General features: G+C 70.1%; 14 protein-coding genes (1 of these 14 cut by a window edge). 10 read left to right on the plus strand and 4 right to left on the minus strand.

The window, feature by feature from the left end; translation table 11 throughout:
• Position 1: 1 nt before the first annotated feature.
• From QQA12_RS00155 to QQA12_RS00180, 6 genes are all read left to right on the plus strand, one after another.
• On the plus strand, positions 2-1,285 hold the full coding sequence (locus QQA12_RS00155) for a TRAP transporter large permease (RefSeq protein WP_054661299.1): 1,284 nt from the start codon (positions 2-4) through the stop codon (positions 1,283-1,285).
• A gap of 201 nt (positions 1,286-1,486) precedes the next feature.
• A complete protein-coding gene (locus tag QQA12_RS00160; protein ID WP_226049911.1) occupies positions 1,487-2,545 on the plus strand; it encodes a LacI family DNA-binding transcriptional regulator in 1,059 nt (352 codons plus the stop codon).
• A gap of 204 nt (positions 2,546-2,749) precedes the next feature.
• Positions 2,750-3,505: a 2-dehydro-3-deoxy-D-gluconate 5-dehydrogenase KduD gene (kduD, locus tag QQA12_RS00165; protein ID WP_054661305.1), complete on the plus strand. Its 756-nt coding sequence runs from the start codon at positions 2,750-2,752 to the stop codon at positions 3,503-3,505.
• Between the two features lie 70 nt (positions 3,506-3,575).
• Entirely contained in the window at positions 3,576-4,214 is a 639-nt protein-coding gene (locus QQA12_RS00170; protein ID WP_226049912.1) for an RpiB/LacA/LacB family sugar-phosphate isomerase, read from the plus strand.
• Between the two features lie 129 nt (positions 4,215-4,343).
• A complete protein-coding gene (gene folE, locus QQA12_RS00175; RefSeq protein ID WP_054661311.1) occupies positions 4,344-4,943 on the plus strand; it encodes a GTP cyclohydrolase I FolE in 600 nt (199 codons plus the stop codon).
• 71 nt (positions 4,944-5,014) lie between these two features.
• Positions 5,015-5,392, plus strand: coding sequence for an MAPEG family protein (locus QQA12_RS00180; protein ID WP_226049913.1), 378 nt, complete (start codon positions 5,015-5,017; stop codon positions 5,390-5,392).
• A gap of 312 nt (positions 5,393-5,704) precedes the next feature.
• Here the strand turns inward: QQA12_RS00180 and QQA12_RS00185 are convergent, their stop codons facing one another.
• The 3 genes from QQA12_RS00185 to QQA12_RS00195 form a co-directional block, all read right to left on the minus strand.
• On the minus strand, positions 5,705-8,575 hold the full coding sequence (locus tag QQA12_RS00185; RefSeq protein ID WP_226049914.1) for a TonB-dependent receptor: 2,871 nt from the start codon (positions 8,573-8,575) through the stop codon (positions 5,705-5,707).
• Between the two features lie 156 nt (positions 8,576-8,731).
• A complete protein-coding gene (locus QQA12_RS00190; RefSeq protein WP_056932509.1) occupies positions 8,732-9,475 on the minus strand; it encodes an SDR family NAD(P)-dependent oxidoreductase in 744 nt (247 codons plus the stop codon).
• 99 nt (positions 9,476-9,574) lie between these two features.
• Positions 9,575-10,351 (minus strand): TSUP family transporter, encoded by a 777-nt coding sequence (locus QQA12_RS00195; protein ID WP_054661324.1) that lies wholly within the window; start codon positions 10,349-10,351, stop codon positions 9,575-9,577.
• A gap of 80 nt (positions 10,352-10,431) precedes the next feature.
• Between QQA12_RS00195 and QQA12_RS00200 the strand changes: the two genes are divergently transcribed.
• The 4 genes from QQA12_RS00200 (at position 10,432) to QQA12_RS00215 (ending at position 15,391) form a co-directional block, all read left to right on the plus strand.
• Positions 10,432-10,827 (plus strand): YchJ family metal-binding protein, encoded by a 396-nt coding sequence (locus tag QQA12_RS00200; RefSeq protein ID WP_226049915.1) that lies wholly within the window; start codon positions 10,432-10,434, stop codon positions 10,825-10,827.
• A gap of 55 nt (positions 10,828-10,882) precedes the next feature.
• On the plus strand, positions 10,883-12,184 hold the full coding sequence (gene egtB / locus QQA12_RS00205) for an ergothioneine biosynthesis protein EgtB (RefSeq protein WP_226049974.1): 1,302 nt from the start codon (positions 10,883-10,885) through the stop codon (positions 12,182-12,184).
• Entirely contained in the window at positions 12,184-13,158 is a 975-nt protein-coding gene (egtD, locus tag QQA12_RS00210) for an L-histidine N(alpha)-methyltransferase (protein WP_226049916.1), read from the plus strand. Before egtB ends, egtD begins: the two co-directional genes overlap by 1 nt.
• Positions 13,159-13,231: 73 nt before the next feature.
• Positions 13,232-15,391: a lytic murein transglycosylase gene (locus QQA12_RS00215; RefSeq protein WP_226049917.1), complete on the plus strand. Its 2,160-nt coding sequence runs from the start codon at positions 13,232-13,234 to the stop codon at positions 15,389-15,391.
• A gap of 42 nt (positions 15,392-15,433) precedes the next feature.
• Here the strand turns inward: QQA12_RS00215 and QQA12_RS00220 are convergent, their stop codons facing one another.
• Positions 15,434-16,471, minus strand: partial view of a benzoate/H(+) symporter BenE family transporter gene (locus QQA12_RS00220; protein ID WP_054661340.1) — the 3' portion only. Its footprint extends 141 nt past the window's final position; only the last 1,038 of its 1,179 coding nucleotides appear in the window; its start codon lies off the right edge, out of view; it ends in the stop codon at positions 15,434-15,436.

Below are 16,471 nucleotides of genomic sequence, written 5' to 3' on the forward strand. Positions count from 1 at the left end.
CATGGGCATCGCAATCCTGTTCGCCGTGTTCGCCGCGCTGCTGCTGATCGGCGTGCCGGTCGCCTATGCGCTGGCCGCCGCCGCGCTGGCCACCCTGCTCTACCTGGACCTGCCCAGCGTGGTGCTGGTGCAGCAGATCTCGGCCGGCACCGGTTCGGCCTCGCTGATCGCCATTCCGCTGTTCATCTTCGCCGGCGAGATCATGATGCGCGGCGGCATCTCCGAGCGCCTGATCGCGCTGGCCGCGTCGCTGGTCGGGCGCCTGCGCGGCGGCCTGGGCCAGGTCTCGATCCTGTCCTCGCTGTTCTTCGGCGGCGTCTCCGGTTCGGCCATCGCCGATGTGTCGGCGGTGGGCGGCACGATGATCCCGCAGATGGTCCAGCGCGGTTACGACCGCGATTTCGCGGTCAACGTCAGCATCACCGCGGCCCTGGTGGCATTGCTGGTGCCGCCTTCGCACAACCTGATCCTGTTCTCGGCGGCGGCCGGCGGCGGCCTGTCCATCGCCGACCTGTTCGCCGCCGGCGTGGTGCCGGCACTGCTGATGACGGTGGTGCTGATGGTCACCGGCTACGCGGTGGCGCGGCGCCGCGGCTACGGCGTGGAAGCCTTCCCGGGCCTGCGCGCGGTGCTGCTGCGGCTGGTCGCCGCGCTGCCCGGCCTGGGGCTGGTGGCGCTGATCTTCGTCGGCATCCGCGCCGGCATCTTCACCGCGGTCGAGTCGGCGGCCATCGCCGTGGTCTACGCGCTGCTGGTCACCACCGTGCTGTACCGGCAGCTGCGCTGGCGCGCGTTCCTGGACACGGTGATCCATGCCGCGCGCAGTACCGGCGTGATCCTGTTCGTGATCGCCACCGCGGCGGTGTTCGGCTGGCTGCTGGCCTACCTGCAGGTACCGGCGGCGGCGGTGGCGTTCCTGCAGTCGTTCGCGCACAGCAAATTCATGGTGCTGCTGATGATCGTGGTGATGCTGCTGCTGCTGGGCACTTTCATGGACCTGGCGCCGATGATCCTGATCTGCACCCCGATCTTCCTGCCGGTGGCCAAAGCCTACGGTATCGACCCGATCCACTTCGGCCTGGTGCTGGTGCTGACCGGCGGCCTGGGCCTGGTGACGCCGCCGGTGGGCTCGGTGCTGTTCATCGGCACGGCCATCGGCAAGATCACCGTGGGCCAGAGCATGAAGACGATCTGGCCGTTCTGGCTGGCCGGGCTGGGGGTACTGCTGGTGGTGACGTTCTTCCCGCAGTTGTCGCTGTGGCTGCCGGCACTGCTGCGCGGCTGAGCCGGGCCGGCCGCGACAGCCAGGCGCCGTTTCCGGCCCACGGCGCCGTCTCGGGCTAACATCACCGCCTGGCGCGGGTTCCCTGCCCTGCCGCCGGCGGATACCGCCGGCAGCGACGGGAGGCCGCCGCGCCGCTCCCATCGCCGTGCCCCCCGGGCGCGGCGCCGCCAGAACCCGTTCCGCTGGATGGTTTGCAAGGACATGTCATTGCGCAAGAAGGCCGATTCCAACGCCACGACCCGGCCGCTGGGCAGGGCCGCGACCATCAACGACATCGCGCGCCTGTCCGGCGTGTCCAAAAAGACGGTGTCGCGGATCATCAACAACTCGCCGCTGGTGCGCAAAGACACCCGCGAGAAGGTCGAGGCGCTGATGCGCGAGGTTGGCTACGCGCCCGATCCGCTGGCCCGCGGGCTGGCGTTCCGGCGTTCGTTCCTGATCGGCATGGTCTACGACAACCCCACCGCGCAGTACGTGGTGGACATGCAGTACGGCGCGCTCGACGCGCTGCGCGGCTCCAGCTTCGAGCTGGTGGTGCATCCCTGCGACACCCGCAGCCCCGGCTACATCGAGGGCGTGAAGCGCTTCGTGCAGCAGCAGAAGCTGCACGGCGTGATCCTGGTGCCGCGCGCATCCGAGGACCAGGCGCTGGCCGACATGCTGGAGGAGATCGGCTGCCGCTACACCCGCATCGCCTCGCTGCCGCTGGACGACACCTCGCAGATGGTCATCACCCATGACCGCGACGGCGCCGCCGAGGCCGCCGACTACCTGCTTTCGCTCGGCCACCGCGACATCGCCCTGATCACCGGCCCCTCGGCCTACCGCTCGGCGCACGAGCGCACCGCCGGCTTCATCGACGCGCTGCAGCGGCGTGGCATCGAACTGCCGCCGGCGCGCATCATCGAGGCCGGCTACACCTTCGAATCGGGCGTGGCCGCGGCCGAGAAGCTGCTGCTCGGCAAGCAGCGCCCGACCGCGATCTTCACCGGCAACGACGAGATGGCCGCCGGCGTCTACAAGGTCGCCATGCGCGCCGGCATCAACGTCCCGCGCGAACTGTCGGTGGTCGGCTACGACGACAGCCCACTGGCCTCGCGGCTGTGGCCGTCGCTGACCTCGGTGCGGCGCAATACCCGCGATACCGGCCGCACCGCCGCGGCGATGCTGATCCAGCCCGAGGGCCAGGCCGCGCTGCAGATCGCCAGCGTGCGTCCGCACCTGATCGTGCGCGATTCCTGCCAACCGCCCCTGGATTGATCCCAAACCATTGTTCCGGAAAGGAAAGCCAGTATTCCGCGGCGCGGAATGACACCGGTTACCCAATTGGCTATGATGGCCCCGAATCGCATCCGGCAGGTCCGTCCAGGACCCGCCAGGCGCCAGCGCCGCGCGGCATCGCCCACCGGGCAAGGCGCGGCACCGCAACCCACCCCCGTACCACCGCTCAGGGAGAGGAACACCATGACGAATCCATTCAGCCTCGAAGGCAAGATCGCGCTGGTAACCGGTGCCAATACCGGTCTGGGCCAGGGCATCGCGCTGGCCCTGGCCGCCGCCGGGGCCGACATCGCCGGCGCCGGCATCGTTCCGGCCGAGGAGACCGCGGCCAAGGTGCGCGCGCTGGGCCGCCGCTTCGTCAACATCGAGGCCAACCTGGGCAGCATCGAGCCGGTCGAGCGGGTGGTGCGCGAGGCCGTCGAGGGCCTGGGCGGGCTGGACATCCTGGTCAACAACGCCGGCCTGATCCGCCGCGCAGACGCGGTGGAGTTCAGCGAAAAGGACTGGGACGACGTGATGAACGTCAACATCAAGTCGGCGTTCTTCATGTGCCAGGCCGCCGGCAGGCATTTCATCGCCCAGGGCCGCGGCAAGATCATCAACATCGCCTCGATGCTGTCCTTCCAGGGCGGCATCCGGGTGCCGTCCTACACCGCGTCCAAGAGCGGCATCGCCGGCATCACCCGGCTGCTGGCCAACGAATGGGCGCAGCAGGGGCTGAACATCAACGCCATCGCCCCGGGCTACATGGCCACCGACAACACCGCGCAGCTGCGCGCCGACGAGGACCGCAGCAAGGCGATCCTGGACCGCATCCCGGCCGGCCGCTGGGGCAGGCCGGAAGACCTCGGCGGCACGGCCGTGTTCCTGGCCTCCAGCGCTTCGGACTACGTCAATGGCGCGGTCATCCCGGTCGACGGCGGCTGGCTGGCGCGCTGATCCGGCATCCCCCGGCGCGCGGCTACGGTCGGGCGCCATGCATTTCCCCCTTCGAACAGAGAGTGACGCAATGAAGATCGCCTTGATGCAGGAGTTCAGCCAGGCCGCCAAGAACCCGGTGGTGCTGGAACAGCTCCAGACCGTGGCCGCCGCGCAGGGCCACCAGGTGTTCAACGTCGGCATGGATGGCGACAACGACCACCGCCTGACCTATATCCACCTGGGCATCTGCGCCGCGCTGCTGCTCAACGCCAGGGCCGTGGACTTCGTGGTTGCCGGCTGCGGTACCGGGCAGGGCGCGCTGATGTCGCTCAACGCCTGGCCGGGCGTGTACTGCGGCTACTGCATCGAGCCGACCGATGCGTTCCTGTTCGCCCAGGTCAACAACGGCAACGCGCTGTCGCTGCCGTTCGCCAAGGGCTATGGCTGGGGCGCGGAGATCAACATCCGCTACATCTTCGAGAAGGCCTTCGCCGGCGAGCGCGGCCAGGGCTACCCGGCCGAGCGCAGGGAGTCGCAGATGACCAACGCCGGCATCCTGGCGCAGGTGAAGCAGGGCGCCTCGAAGGACTTCATCGCCGGCCTGAAGTCGATCGACCCGGCGCTGGTGAAGCAGGCCGTGGGCGGCGCGCGCTTCCAGCAGGCGTTCTTCGACAATGCGCAGGACGCGGAGATCGTGGCTTACGTGAAGGACGTGCTCAGCCAGTAAGGGCAGCGCATCCAAGCCGTGGACGAGGGCGCCTGCGGGCGCCTTCGTCGTTTCCGGCCGCTGCCGGCGATGCCCCGGCGACACCCGGCTGGTAGCATGTCCACCCCCGCAATCCAGGCGCCGTCACCCATGGCCGACTCCAACAACCCGTCCGTCACCCAGGCCCAGGCCGAGGAGGCCGTGCGCACCCTGCTGCGCTGGGCCGGCGAAGACCCCGCCCGCGAGGGCCTGCTGGACACCCCGCGGCGGGTGGCCGAGGCCTATGGCGACTGGTTCAAGGGCTACCAGGACGACCCGCGCGAGTACCTGGCGCGTACCTTCGAGGAAGTGGCCGGCTACGACGAGATGATCGTGCTGCGCGACATCGAGTACGAAAGCCACTGCGAGCACCACATGGCGCCGATCATCGGCCGCGTGCACGTGGGCTACGTGCCCAACGGCCGCGTGGTCGGCATCTCCAAGCTGGCGCGCGTGGTCGAGGCCTATGCGCGCCGCTTCCAGGTGCAGGAGAAGATGACCGCGCAGATCGCCGACGTCATCCAGGACGTGCTGCAGCCGCTGGGCGTGGGCGTGGTGGTGGAGGGCTCGCACGAGTGCATGACCACCCGCGGCATCCACAAGCGCGGCGTCAGCATGGTCACCTCGCGCATGCGCGGCAGCTTCCACGACGACGCCCGCACCCGCGCCGAGTTCCTGCGCTTCATCGAAGTGGGCCACGCGCGCCGCTGAGCCGCGCGCCAGGCGACCGGCAGGCGCGGAGCCGGCGCCCCGCATTCCCGCGCGAGCATCCCGGAGTAACCATGCATTACGTTGAGTTGGTGGCGTTGCTGGCAGTGGTCCAGTACCTGTTCTTCGGCGTGATGGTCGGGCGTGCGCGCGGCCGCTACGGCGTGAAGGCGCCGGCGGTTAGCGGCCACGAGGGCTTCGAGCGCGCCTACCGGGTGCAGATGAACACCCTGGAGCTGATGGTCGCGCTGCTGCCGGCGCTGTTCGTCGCCGCGCGCTTCTGGCCGGCCGCCTGGGCCGCCGGCATCGGCGCGGTGTACCTGGTCGGCCGCTTCATCTACTGGCGCGCCTACGTGAGCGCACCGTCCAGCCGCGCGCTGGGCTTCGCATTGTCGATGCTGCCGGTGATGGTGCTGGTGCTGATGGGGCTGGCCGGCGCGCTGCTGCGCTAGGGCAGGGCAGCCTGCCGGCGGGCCGAAGTGGTACGGCATTGCCCGCCATCCCGGATGGACGCATCGATGGGCGGAGCGGTGCGATGAAGCAATCAGGGTCGCTGCGCCGGCACTGGCCGTGCTGGCCGGTCTCCGGGAAATCCGCGCCGGCCTGCCGGACATCCATGACGCCACCGCGCGTCGCCTGGCTCAACTGGACGCAGCGCATCAGCATGGCCGGTAAGCGGCGGCCGTTGCGGAGCGGGGCAGCAAAAGACAAAGGGAGCCTGGTGGCTCCCCTTGTCGTCTTGTCGTCGTTGCCGGGGTGGCGGCTCAGAAGTCCAGGCTGAGCCGGGCGTAGCTGTAGCGGCCGGGCAGGTCGTACGTACCCGGGTCGTAGCCGTTGAGCGTGCAGCTCAGGCAGATCGGCGGGTTCTTGTCGAACACGTTGTTGACGCCGACGGTGATCTTCAGCCCTTTCATCCACGCGTCGGTGCGCCAGCTCACCTGCGCGTCGTGCAGGGTGGTGGCGCCCAGCCAGTGCAGGTCGGCCGCGCTGTCGGTGCAGATCGGGAAGCCGTTGGCGCCGGCGCAGCTTTCGCGCAGGCGGTCGACGTAGCGCAGCGACCAGCTCGCGTTCCAGTTGCGGTAGTCCCAGTTGGCGGTCAGGTTCGAGGTCCATTCGGGAATCGAGCTGTCGTTGACCTCCACGCCGGGGCGTTTGGGCTCGGCCTGGCCGGATTCGTTGACCAGCTCGTAGCGGGTGACCCAGGTCGCCTTCCAGTCCAGTCCCAGCTGGCCCCAGCCGGTTTCCGGCAGCAGCCAGTGCGCGCTGAAGTCCCAGCCGCTGGTGTTGATCGTGCCCAGGTTGGCGAGGATGTCCTCGAAGCGGACGATCTGCCCGCGTTCGTTGCGGGTGTAGCTGGCGCAGGCCACCGCGTCGCGGCTGTCGATGCAGCGGTTGAGGATCGCCTGCGCATCCGGCGCCTGGATCGCGCCGTCGATGGTGTGGCGGTAGAAGGTCACGCCCAGGTCCAGCTTGCTGGCCCAGCTGCTGCCCTCGGCCCAGCCCGGGCTCCACACCGCGCCGGCCATGAACGAACGGCTCTTCTCCGGCTGCAGGTCGCGGTTGCCGGAGGTGACTACCGAGATCTGCGGATTGACCTGCTCATAACCCGGCGGCACGCCATCGGCCACGCACTTGGGGGTGGTGGAGGCGGCGTTGTTGCACGGGTCCACCAGGGTGGCGTCGAAGCGGCTCAGCGTGCCGTACAGCTCGCCGATGGATGGTGCGCGGAAGCCCTGCGCGAAGGACATGCGCAGCAACAGTTCGTCGGCCGGCTGCCAGCGCAGCCCGATCTTGCCGGTGCCGGTGCCGCCGAAGGTGGAATAGTCCGAATACCGGCCGGCCACGCTCAGATCCACGCTCTTGCCCCAGAAGCCGCCGCGTGCCAGCGGCACGTCGAACTCGGCATAGGCTTCCTTCACCGAATAGCTGCCGATGGTGATGCCCGACGGCACGCCGTTGTACTCGCCGGCCACGGTGATCGGGTCGGGGTAGTACTCGCCCTTGTAGCGGCGCCACTCGGCGCCGGCGGCGAAGGACAGCGGCCCGGCCCACAGGTCGGCCAGTTCGCCGGTGATGTTGGCCGAGGCTAGGCTCAGCGTGTTCTTGCTGCGGTCGCGCACCACCGGCGAGATCCACGCCAGCATGTCCGCGGTGATGGTTCCGGGGCCGCCGAAGATGTTCAGCGGCACGCAGCCGGCAATGGCCGCGCACGCCGCCGGGTCGCCCAGCGCCTGGTTGATGTGCTTGACGTTGTAGCTGCCGGTGTTGGTCTGGGTGGCCTTGCTCTGGCTGGACATGGCGTTGATGTCCCAGCTCCACGGCCGGCTGTTGACCTCGAAGCTGCCTTCCAGCCCACCGGCGGCGTACCAGGTCTTCACGTCCTGCTCGTAGCGGCGCGGCCCGCCTTCGACCGGGCGGCGCCCGATCAGGAACAGGTTGGCGTCCGGGCCGATGGTGGTCAGGTCGAAGCCGAACGGGTTGTAGCGCTGGTTGGCGGGGATCACCAGCCGGGTTTCGGCCCACGCGTTGTACACGCCGGCATCGGTGCCCAGGAAGATCGGCTCCGGTGCCGCCTGGTTGGCCGACGTGCGCTCGCTGTACAGGCCGCGGAACCAGCCGCTGACCGCAGGGGTGAAGTCCAGGCGCACCTGGCCGAACACCGATTTGCGCTCGCTCGGCGTCAGCAGCAGGTTGTACGGCGCGAAGTTGAAGCGGTCCGGCGTCGCGAAGCAGTGGTAGTCGTCGGTGCGCACGCACCCGGTCTGGGTGGGATCGAAGCGCGGGCTGGTGACGCCCGTGTTGGAGGTGATGCTGTAGGTATTGCCGCCCGGGTCGGCGAACACCAGCCGGCCCTGCGGCGTGGCCGAGCTGCCGTTGGCCAGCCCGGTGCCCGGTACCGGCTCGCGTGCCCACTGGTACTCGGCCGAGGAGATTTCCTTCTGTTTGAAGTACGAGGCGCCGACCACCCACTGCGCGCGGTCGCCGCTGCGGCCGAAGCTGAAGTCCACGCCGGTGGTGCCGCCGCCCTTGAGGTTGTAGTCGCCGTACTGGACCTCGACGCGGCCACCTTCCACGTTCTTCCGGGTGATGATGTTGACCACGCCGGCAATGGCATCGGAGCCGTAGATCGACGAGGCGCCGTCCTCCAGCACCTCGATGCGCTCGACCAGCGCCAGCGGGATGGTGTTCAGGTCCACCGACGCGCCTACGCCCGAGCCGGAGGATTCATTGACCCAGCGGATGCCGTCCACCAGCACCAGCACGCGCTTGGGCCCCAGGTGGCGCAGGTCCACCGTCGCCGCACCGGCACCGACGCCGCCGCCGTCGGGCGGGAAGCCGAAGTTGCCGCTGGAGTTGAGCTTGGTGCTCAGCGAGGCGCCGCTGGCGGTGAGGTGCTGCACCACGTCCGCCACCGAGGTGTAGCCGGTGCGGTCGATGGTCTCGCGGGTGAGCACCTGCACCGGTACCTGGGTTTCCAGTTCGGCCTTCTTGATGCGGGTGCCGGTGACCTGGACCGTGTCCAGGGTGCGGGCGGTGGTGGATTCCTGTGCGGTGGCGACGGCAGGCAACAGGCACAGCAGGGAAAGCTGTATGGCTCTGGTCAGGCGGTGCGGATGCAACGATAACGACGTCATCGGGAAGCTCCTTGGATTGCCGGACTACCTCGCCCGCCACCATGACGGGCGTGGGCGACATGTAAGCAATTCGTTAGGAGCGAACAGGTGAAGACGCGGGCGGACCCGACGGACGGCAGCCGCCGGGCCCGCGCCGCCACCGCCGGCCGCGGTGGTTCAGCGGGCCGAGAAGCCGCCGTCGACCAGGTGGTAGCTGCCGGTGATGAAGGACGCCTGCCCGGAAAGCAGGAAGCAGGTCAGCGCCGCCACTTCGGCGGCCTTGCCCAGGCGCCCGGCCGGATGCAGCGCGACCAGGCCGTCGTAGGCCGCGCGGTCCATGCCGGCGAGCAGCGGCGTGTCGATGAATCCGGGGCCTACCGCGTTGATGCGCAGCCCCCGCGCCGAGTACTCCAGCGCCGCGGTCTTGGTCATGCCGACCAGCGCATGCTTGGCCGCGACGTACGCGGTGGACCCGGCCCAGCCGTTGCTGCCGAGGATCGAGGCCATGTTGACGATGGCACCGCCGCCGCCGGCCAGCATCGCGGCGATCTCGTACTTCATCGAATAGAACACCCCGTGCAGGTTCACCCCGAGCACGCGGTGCCATTCCTCCAGCGGGTAGTCGGCGGTGTCCTGGCTGGCGCCGCCGATGCCGGCATTGTTGACCGCCAGGTGCAGCCCGCCGTACTCGGCCACCGTGGCGTCCACCAGTTGCCGTACCGCGTCGGCGTCGCTGACGTCGAGCTGGCGTGCGCGGGCCTGGGCGCCGATGCTCGAGGCCACCTGCTCGGCGGCGTCGCGGTGGAGGTCGGCGACGACGACCTGCGCGCCGCCGGCGGCCAGTTGCCGGGCGACGGCCTCGCCGATGCCCGAGGCGGCGCCGGTGACCAGCGCGACCTTGCCTGAAAAATCCAGTTGCATGGTGGGTCTCCAGGGCGGCCGGGGAGAGCCGCCATCGCCCCATCATCCACATCCGCGCGTGGTAGCGGCGTTGTCCTCGATCAATCCGTCCTGCTGCGTTCAGCCAGCGAACGTGTCCCACGCCATGCGCGCGATCAGCACCACCACCAGCAGCAGGAACAGTTTGCGGATCAGCGGCGTGCCGCCGCGCAGGGCCAGCCGGGTGCCGGTCACCGACCCGGCGACGTTGGCCGCCGCCATCGGCACCGCGAAGGCCAGCAGCACGTTGCCGCTGGGCACGAAAAACGACAGTGCGGCCACGTTGGTGGCCAGGTTGACCACCTTGGAGGCGGCCGAAGCGCGCAGGAAATCCAGGCCGAAGAAACGGATGAACAGGAAGATCAGGAAGCTGCCGGTGCCGGGGCCGAAGAAGCCGTCGTAGAAGCCGATCACCGCGCCCATCGCCAGCGCGATGCCCAGTTCGCGGCGGCCGACTTCGCGCGGCCGGTGCAGGGCGCCGAAGTCCTTCTTCGCCAGCGTGTAGCCGAGCATCACGATCAACAGGGCCAGCACCAGCGGACGCACCGCGTCCTTGGCCAGCAGGCTGACCGCGGTGGCGCCGAGGAAGGCGAACACGAACGCGGTCGCCGCGGCCAGCAGCACCGGCCGCCACGGGAACCGCACCGAGCGCGCGTAGCGCCAAGTCGCCGCACCGGTGCCGAACACCGAGCTGAACTTGTTGGTGCCCAGCAGTGCGGCCGGCGTGTGCTGCGGCAGCACCGTGAACAGGCCCGGCAGCTGGATCAGCCCGCCGCCGCCGACCGCGGCGTCCACCAGCCCGGCGATGAAGGCGATGGCCAGCAGCCAGGGCAACTCGGTGGGCAGGAGTTCCAGCATGGTCGGACCTGAACGGGGGGCGCGACAGCATACGCCGGTGCCGGCTGGCCGCGGCGGTGGCGGGGAGGGAAAATACGCGCATGCCGATCACCCCGACCTCTCCTTGTCCCTGCGGCTCCGGCCACCCCCACGGCCGCTGCTGCGCGCGCTGGCATGCCGGCGAGGCCGCCCCCGATGCCGAGGCGCTGATGCGTTCGCGCTACAGCGCCTACGTCACCGGAAACAGCGGCTACCTGCTTGCCACCTGGCATCCCGATACACGGCCGCAGGCGCTGTCGCTGGACGATGCGCCGGGCCAGCGCACGCAATGGCTCGGCCTGGACGTGAAGCGCCACCGGGTCACCGGCGCCGATACCGCCGAGGTGGAGTTCGTCGCCCGCTACCGCATCGGCGGCGGCAGTGCCGTGCGCATGCAGGAACACAGCCGCTTCGTGCGCCAGGACGGGCGCTGGTACTACCTGGACGCGCTTGCCTGAACACTGCCCGGCGTCGATGACGCCGCGCTAACCGGGCATGACTAAGCTCGGGGACATGCAGATTTCCAGTGCCGCATTGCTGAAGGCCTCCAGCGCTGCGACAACGCCGCCCACGCTGGCCGAGCGTTACCGCGCCGTGCGCCAGGCCAGCCTGGCGCTGGCGGCGTCGCTGTCGGCCGAGGACGCCATGGTGCAGAGCATGGCCGACGCCAGCCCGGCCAAGTGGCACCTGGCCCACACCACCTGGTTCTTCGAGCAGTTCGTGCTTGGCCGGCTACCCGGCTACCGGCCGCTGCAGCCGCATTGGCAGGTGCTGTTCAACAGCTACTACCAGAGTGTTGGCCCGGCGCATGCGCGCGCGCAACGCGGGCTGCTGTCGCGACCGGCACTGGCCCAGGTGCTGGCGTACCGCGCCCAGGTCGACGAGCGCATCGGCCAGTGCCTGCGCGCCGGCAGCCTGGACGAGGAGGGCCAACGCCTGCTGCTGCTGGGCCTGCAGCACGAGCAGCAGCACCAGGAACTGCTGCTGACCGACATCAAGCACGCGCTGTGGAGCAACCCGCTGCAGCCGGCCTACCGCGACGACCTGCCCGCACCGCCCGCGCTGCCTGCCCGTGCCGACGCGGTGTGGATCGAAAGCGCCGAACGCATCGTCGAGATCGGCGCGCCGGCCTGGCCCGCGCATGCGCGCTTTGCCTACGACAACGAGTCGCCCCGGCACCGCGTGCTGGTCCCGGCGCACGCGCTGGCCGACCGCCCCGTGAGCAACGCCGAGTACCGCGCCTTCATCGAGGATGGCGGGTATCGCGATCCCCTGCTGTGGATGAGCGACGGCTGGGCGCAGCTGCAGGCAGGGCAATGGTGCCGTCCGCTGTACTGGGACCCGGCGCTGGAACGCGAATACACCCTGGGCGGCTGGCGCGCGCTGGATCCGGATGCGCCGGTGTGCCACCTGAGCTGGTTCGAGGCCGACGCCTGCGCGCGCTGGGCCGGTGCGCGCCTGCCCAGCGAGTTCGAGTGGGAAGCGGCGGCCGCGGCAAGGCCGGTGGCCGGCAACTTCGCCGACGCCGGCCTGCTGCACCCGGCCGCCGTCGCGGCCACGGCGCCGGGCGTGCCACGGCAGCTGTTCGGCGATGTCTGGGAATGGACCGGCAGCGCGTACACCGGCTATCTCGGCTTCCGCCCGCTGCCCGGCAGTGCCGGTGAATACAACGGCAAGTTCATGTGTGGCCAGTTCGTACTGCGCGGCGGCAGTTGCGCCACGCCGGCCGGGCACGTGCGCCCCAGTTACCGCAATTTCTTTCCACCCTCGGCGCGCTGGCAGTTCGCCGGCCTGCGCCTGGCCAGGGATCTTTGATGGGCAGCGCCGATCCGTTGCTGGAGGGGTTGGTCGACCACCGTCCCGACCGTGCCACCATCATCGCCGACGTGCTCGCCGGGCTGTCGGCGCGGCCGCGTGCGTTGCCCTCCAAGTACTTCTACGACGCGCGCGGCTCGGCGCTGTTCGAGTGCATCACCCGGCAACCGGAGTACTACCTCACCCGCGCCGAGCTCGAGCTGCTGTCCCGGGTGCTGCCGGAGATCGCCGCGCATGCCGGGCCGAGGGTGCGGGTGGTGGAATACGGCAGCGGCAGTGGCCGCAAGACCCGGCTGCTGCTGCAGGGCCTGGACGACGTGGTGGCCTATACCCCGGTGGAGATATCGCGCACCGCGCTGCTGGACAGCATCCGCGCGCTGGCGGTGGATTTCCCCGCGGTCGAGATGCTCCCGGTCTGCGCCGACTTCACCGCGCTGCCGGCGCTGCCGCCGCCACGGCGCGCGGCGCGGCGCACGCTGCTGTTCTTCCCGGGTTCGACCCTGGGCAACTTCACCGAGGCCGCGGCGGTGGCGATCCTGCGCGGCATGCGCCAGGCGATGGGCGAGGAGGGGCTGGCGCTGATCGGCATCGACCTGGACAAGGATCCGGCGCTGATCGAGGCCGCCTACAACGATGCGGCCGGGGTCACTGCCGACTTCACCCTCAACCTGCTGGCACGGCTTAACCGCGAGATCGGCAGCGACTTCGATCTTTCCTGCTTCGCTCATCGTGCCCGCTACGTGGTGCCCTGGCGGCGCATCGAGACCTCGCTGGTGAGTCGCCGCGCGCAGGTGGTGCACGTGGCCGGGCATGCATTCGCCTTCGAACACGGCGAGGCCATGCACGTGGAATACAGCCACAAGTACGACGATGCGCAGTTCGCCGCGATGGCGGCCGCCGTCGGCCTGCGGGTGGCGGCCGCCTGGGATGCGCCCGCGCGCATGTTCGGCCTGCGCCTGCTGCGGCCGGCTTGAGTTCGCACGGCGGGCGCCGCGCCTCTTATCATCGGGCTGCGTTCCAGGATGGCGCGAAGCAGGGAGCCGTTGCATGAAGTCGTTGCGGAGATTGCCGGCGCTGGCCCTGGCCGGCGCGCTCGCCACCGCGCCCCAGGCGCATGCCGCCCTTGCCGATTTCGGTCGTTGCGGTGCCGGCGTGCGCGATGCGGCCCTGGCCCAGGGCATGCCCGCCGAACGCTTCGACGCGCTGTTCGCCGAGGTCACCCCGGACCTGGGCGTGTTGCCCCTGCTCGATGCCCAGCCCGAATTCACCACGCCGATCTGGGACTACCTCGCCGCGCTGGTGGATGCGCAGCGCGTGGCCGACGGCCGCGCCATGCTCGACACCCATCGCGCACTGCTGGAGCGGATCGCCAGCGGGTACGGGGTCGATCCGGCCACCGTGGTCGCGGTATGGGGCGTGGAAAGCGACTACGGCCGCATCGCCGGCCGGCGCCCGCTGCTGCAGTCACTGGCGACCCTGTCCTGCAACGGGCGCCGCCAGGCCTTCTTCCGCAGCGAATTGCTGGCGCTGCTGCGGCTGATCGATCGCGGCGACCTGGTCGCCGATGGCCTCACCGGCTCCTGGGCCGGGGCCTTCGGCCAGACCCAGTTCATGCCGTCCACCTACGCGCGCATCGCGGTCGACGGCGATGGCGATGGCCGCCGCGACCTGGTCGGCAGCATTCCCGATGCGCTGGCCTCCACCGCCAACTACCTCAAGCAGTCGGGGTGGCGCAGCGGCCAGCCGTGGGGCGTGGAAGTACGCATTCCCGCCGGGTTCGACGCCAGCGTGGCCGGGCGCGGAAAGCGCAGGCCGCTGGCGGCGTGGCGCGCGCTGGGCATCACCGGGGTCGATGGTGGTGCGGTGCAGGCCGAGGCGATGGCCGACGACAGCCCCGCCGCGCTGCTGCTGCCGGCGGGCAACACGGGGCCGGCGTTGCTGGTGTTCCGCAACTACGACGCGATCTATTCCTACAACGCGGCCGAGAGCTACGCGCTGGCCATCGCCACCCTGGCCGACCGCCTGCGCGGCGGCAATGGACTGGTCGCGGCATGGCCCACCGACGATCCCGGCCTGGGCCGCAGCGAGCGCCGCGAACTGCAGTCCCTGCTGCTCGCGCGCGGCCACGACATCGGTAGCGCCGATGGCATGGTCGGCGACGCCACCCGCCGCGCGATCCGCATCGAACAGCAGCGGTTGGGCTGGCAGAATGCCGACGGCCGCGCCGGCAGCCGCATCCTGCAGGCGTTGCGCGATGCCCGGCCGGCGCCGCCCACCGTGTTCCGGCTGCCCGCCGACCATTCGCGGTTCGTCCACTCAGCGATCGTACGGAGCGAGGTTCCGATGAAGGATGTGCAGGGCCTGGACACAGGCGATTTCAACGGCTTCACCGCCTGGAAGGTGGAGACGCCGTTCTCCACCGCGGCGATCAGCGTGTTTGGCGGCCAGTTGCTGTCGTTCGTGCCCAACGGCGGCCGCGAGGTGATGTGGCTCTCGCCCGCGGCGAAGCCACCGCCGACGCCGATCCGTGGCGGCAGCCCGGTGTGCTGGCCGTATTTCGCCAGGCAGGGCCAGGGCAGCGACGTCCCCTCGCACGGCTTCGTGCGCACCGTGCCCTGGGAACTGCGCGACGCCCGCCGCGAGGCCGATGGCAGCATGCTCCTGACCCTGGTGCCGCCCGTGCTGGAGGGCCTGTCGCTGCGCCTGACCATGAAGCTGCGCATCGGCCGCACGCTGGAGCAGGAGCTCATCACCGAGAACACCGGCAGCCAGCCGGCGGTCTTCACCCAGGCGCTGCACAACTACTTCAACGTCAGCGATGCGCTCAAGGTCGACGTCGCCGGCCTGGATGGCCTGACCTACCTGGACAAGCTCGACGCTGGCAACGCCCACGTCCAGCAGGGCGACTGGAACCTGCGCGACCCGCGCGATCCCGGCCGCAGCGACCGCATCTACACGCAGGCGCGCGGCCACTACGTGCTGCGCGACCCGGGCTTCGGCCGCAGCATCGACATCACCACCCGGGGCAGCCGTTCCGCCGTCGTCTGGAATGCCGGCGAAGCGGCCGCCGCGAAGATGGACGACATCGGCGCCGGCTGGCGCAACTACGTGTGCGTCGAAGCCGGCAATGTCGGCCCGGACCTGATCGAACTGGCGCCGGGCGGCAGCCACGTCCTCAAGCAGGTATTCGAGGTCCGGCCGTTGTAATGCCGGCATGCGCCGGCACTGGCGGCGGCCAGCGCGCAACCGCTATCGCCGGCGCAGCGCCAGCAACGTCACCGCGCCCGCCACCAGCCCCCAGAACGCCGACCCGATCCCGGCCATCGACAGCCCCGAGGCGGTGACCAGGAAAGTCACCAGCGCCGGTTCGCGCTCGCCCTCGTCCTTCAGCGCCACCGCCAGGCTGTTGCCGATGGTGCCCAGCAGCGCAATGCCGGCCAGGGTGGCGATCAGCTCCCTGGGGAAGGCGGCGAACACCGCCGCCACCGTCGCCCCGAACAGCCCGATCACGATATAGAACACGCCCGCGCTCACCGCCGCCGGATAACGCCGCGCCCGGTCCTCGTGCACGTCGCGGCCCATGCAGATCGCCGCGGTGATCGCCGCCAGGTTCAGCGCATACCCGCCGAATGGCGCCAGCAGCGTATTGGCCACGCCGATCCAGCCCACCACCGGCGAGATCGGCGCGTCGTAGCCGGAGGCCTTCAATACCGCCACGCCGGGGACGTTCTGCGAGGCCATGGTGACGATGAACAGCGGCAACGCGATGCCGAACACCGCCGCCCACGACAGCGTCGGCAGGGTGAACAGTGGTCGTGCCAGCTGCAGCTGCACCTGGTCCATGTGCATCAGCCCCTGGCTGCCGGCGATGGCCACGCCCACCAGCAAGGTGGCGATCACCGCGTAGCGCGGCGCCAGCCGGCGTCCGCCCAGGTAGGTGGCGAACATCGCCAGGACCAGCAACGGCTGCGTGCCGACCGAGACGAACACGTCCAGCCCGAAGCGCAGCAGTACGCCGGCCAGCATGCCGGAGGCCAGCGACACCGGGATGCGCCGCATCGCCTTCTCGAACACGCCGGAGAAGCCGGCCAGCGTGCCCATCAACGCGGCCAGCACGAACGCGCCGATCGCATCGGACAGCGGCAGCGCCGCGGAGCCGACCACCAGCATCGCCGCACCGGGCGTGGACCAGGCCGTCACCACCGGCATGCGGTAGCGCAGCGACAGGCCGATGCAGGTCACGCCCATGCCGATGCCCAGCGCCCACATCCACGAGGCGATCTCAGC

Origin of the sequence: Stenotrophomonas sp. 17(2023) (assembly GCF_030345315.1) — a bacterium.
Classification (GTDB): domain Bacteria; phylum Pseudomonadota; class Gammaproteobacteria; order Xanthomonadales; family Xanthomonadaceae; genus Stenotrophomonas; species Stenotrophomonas acidaminiphila.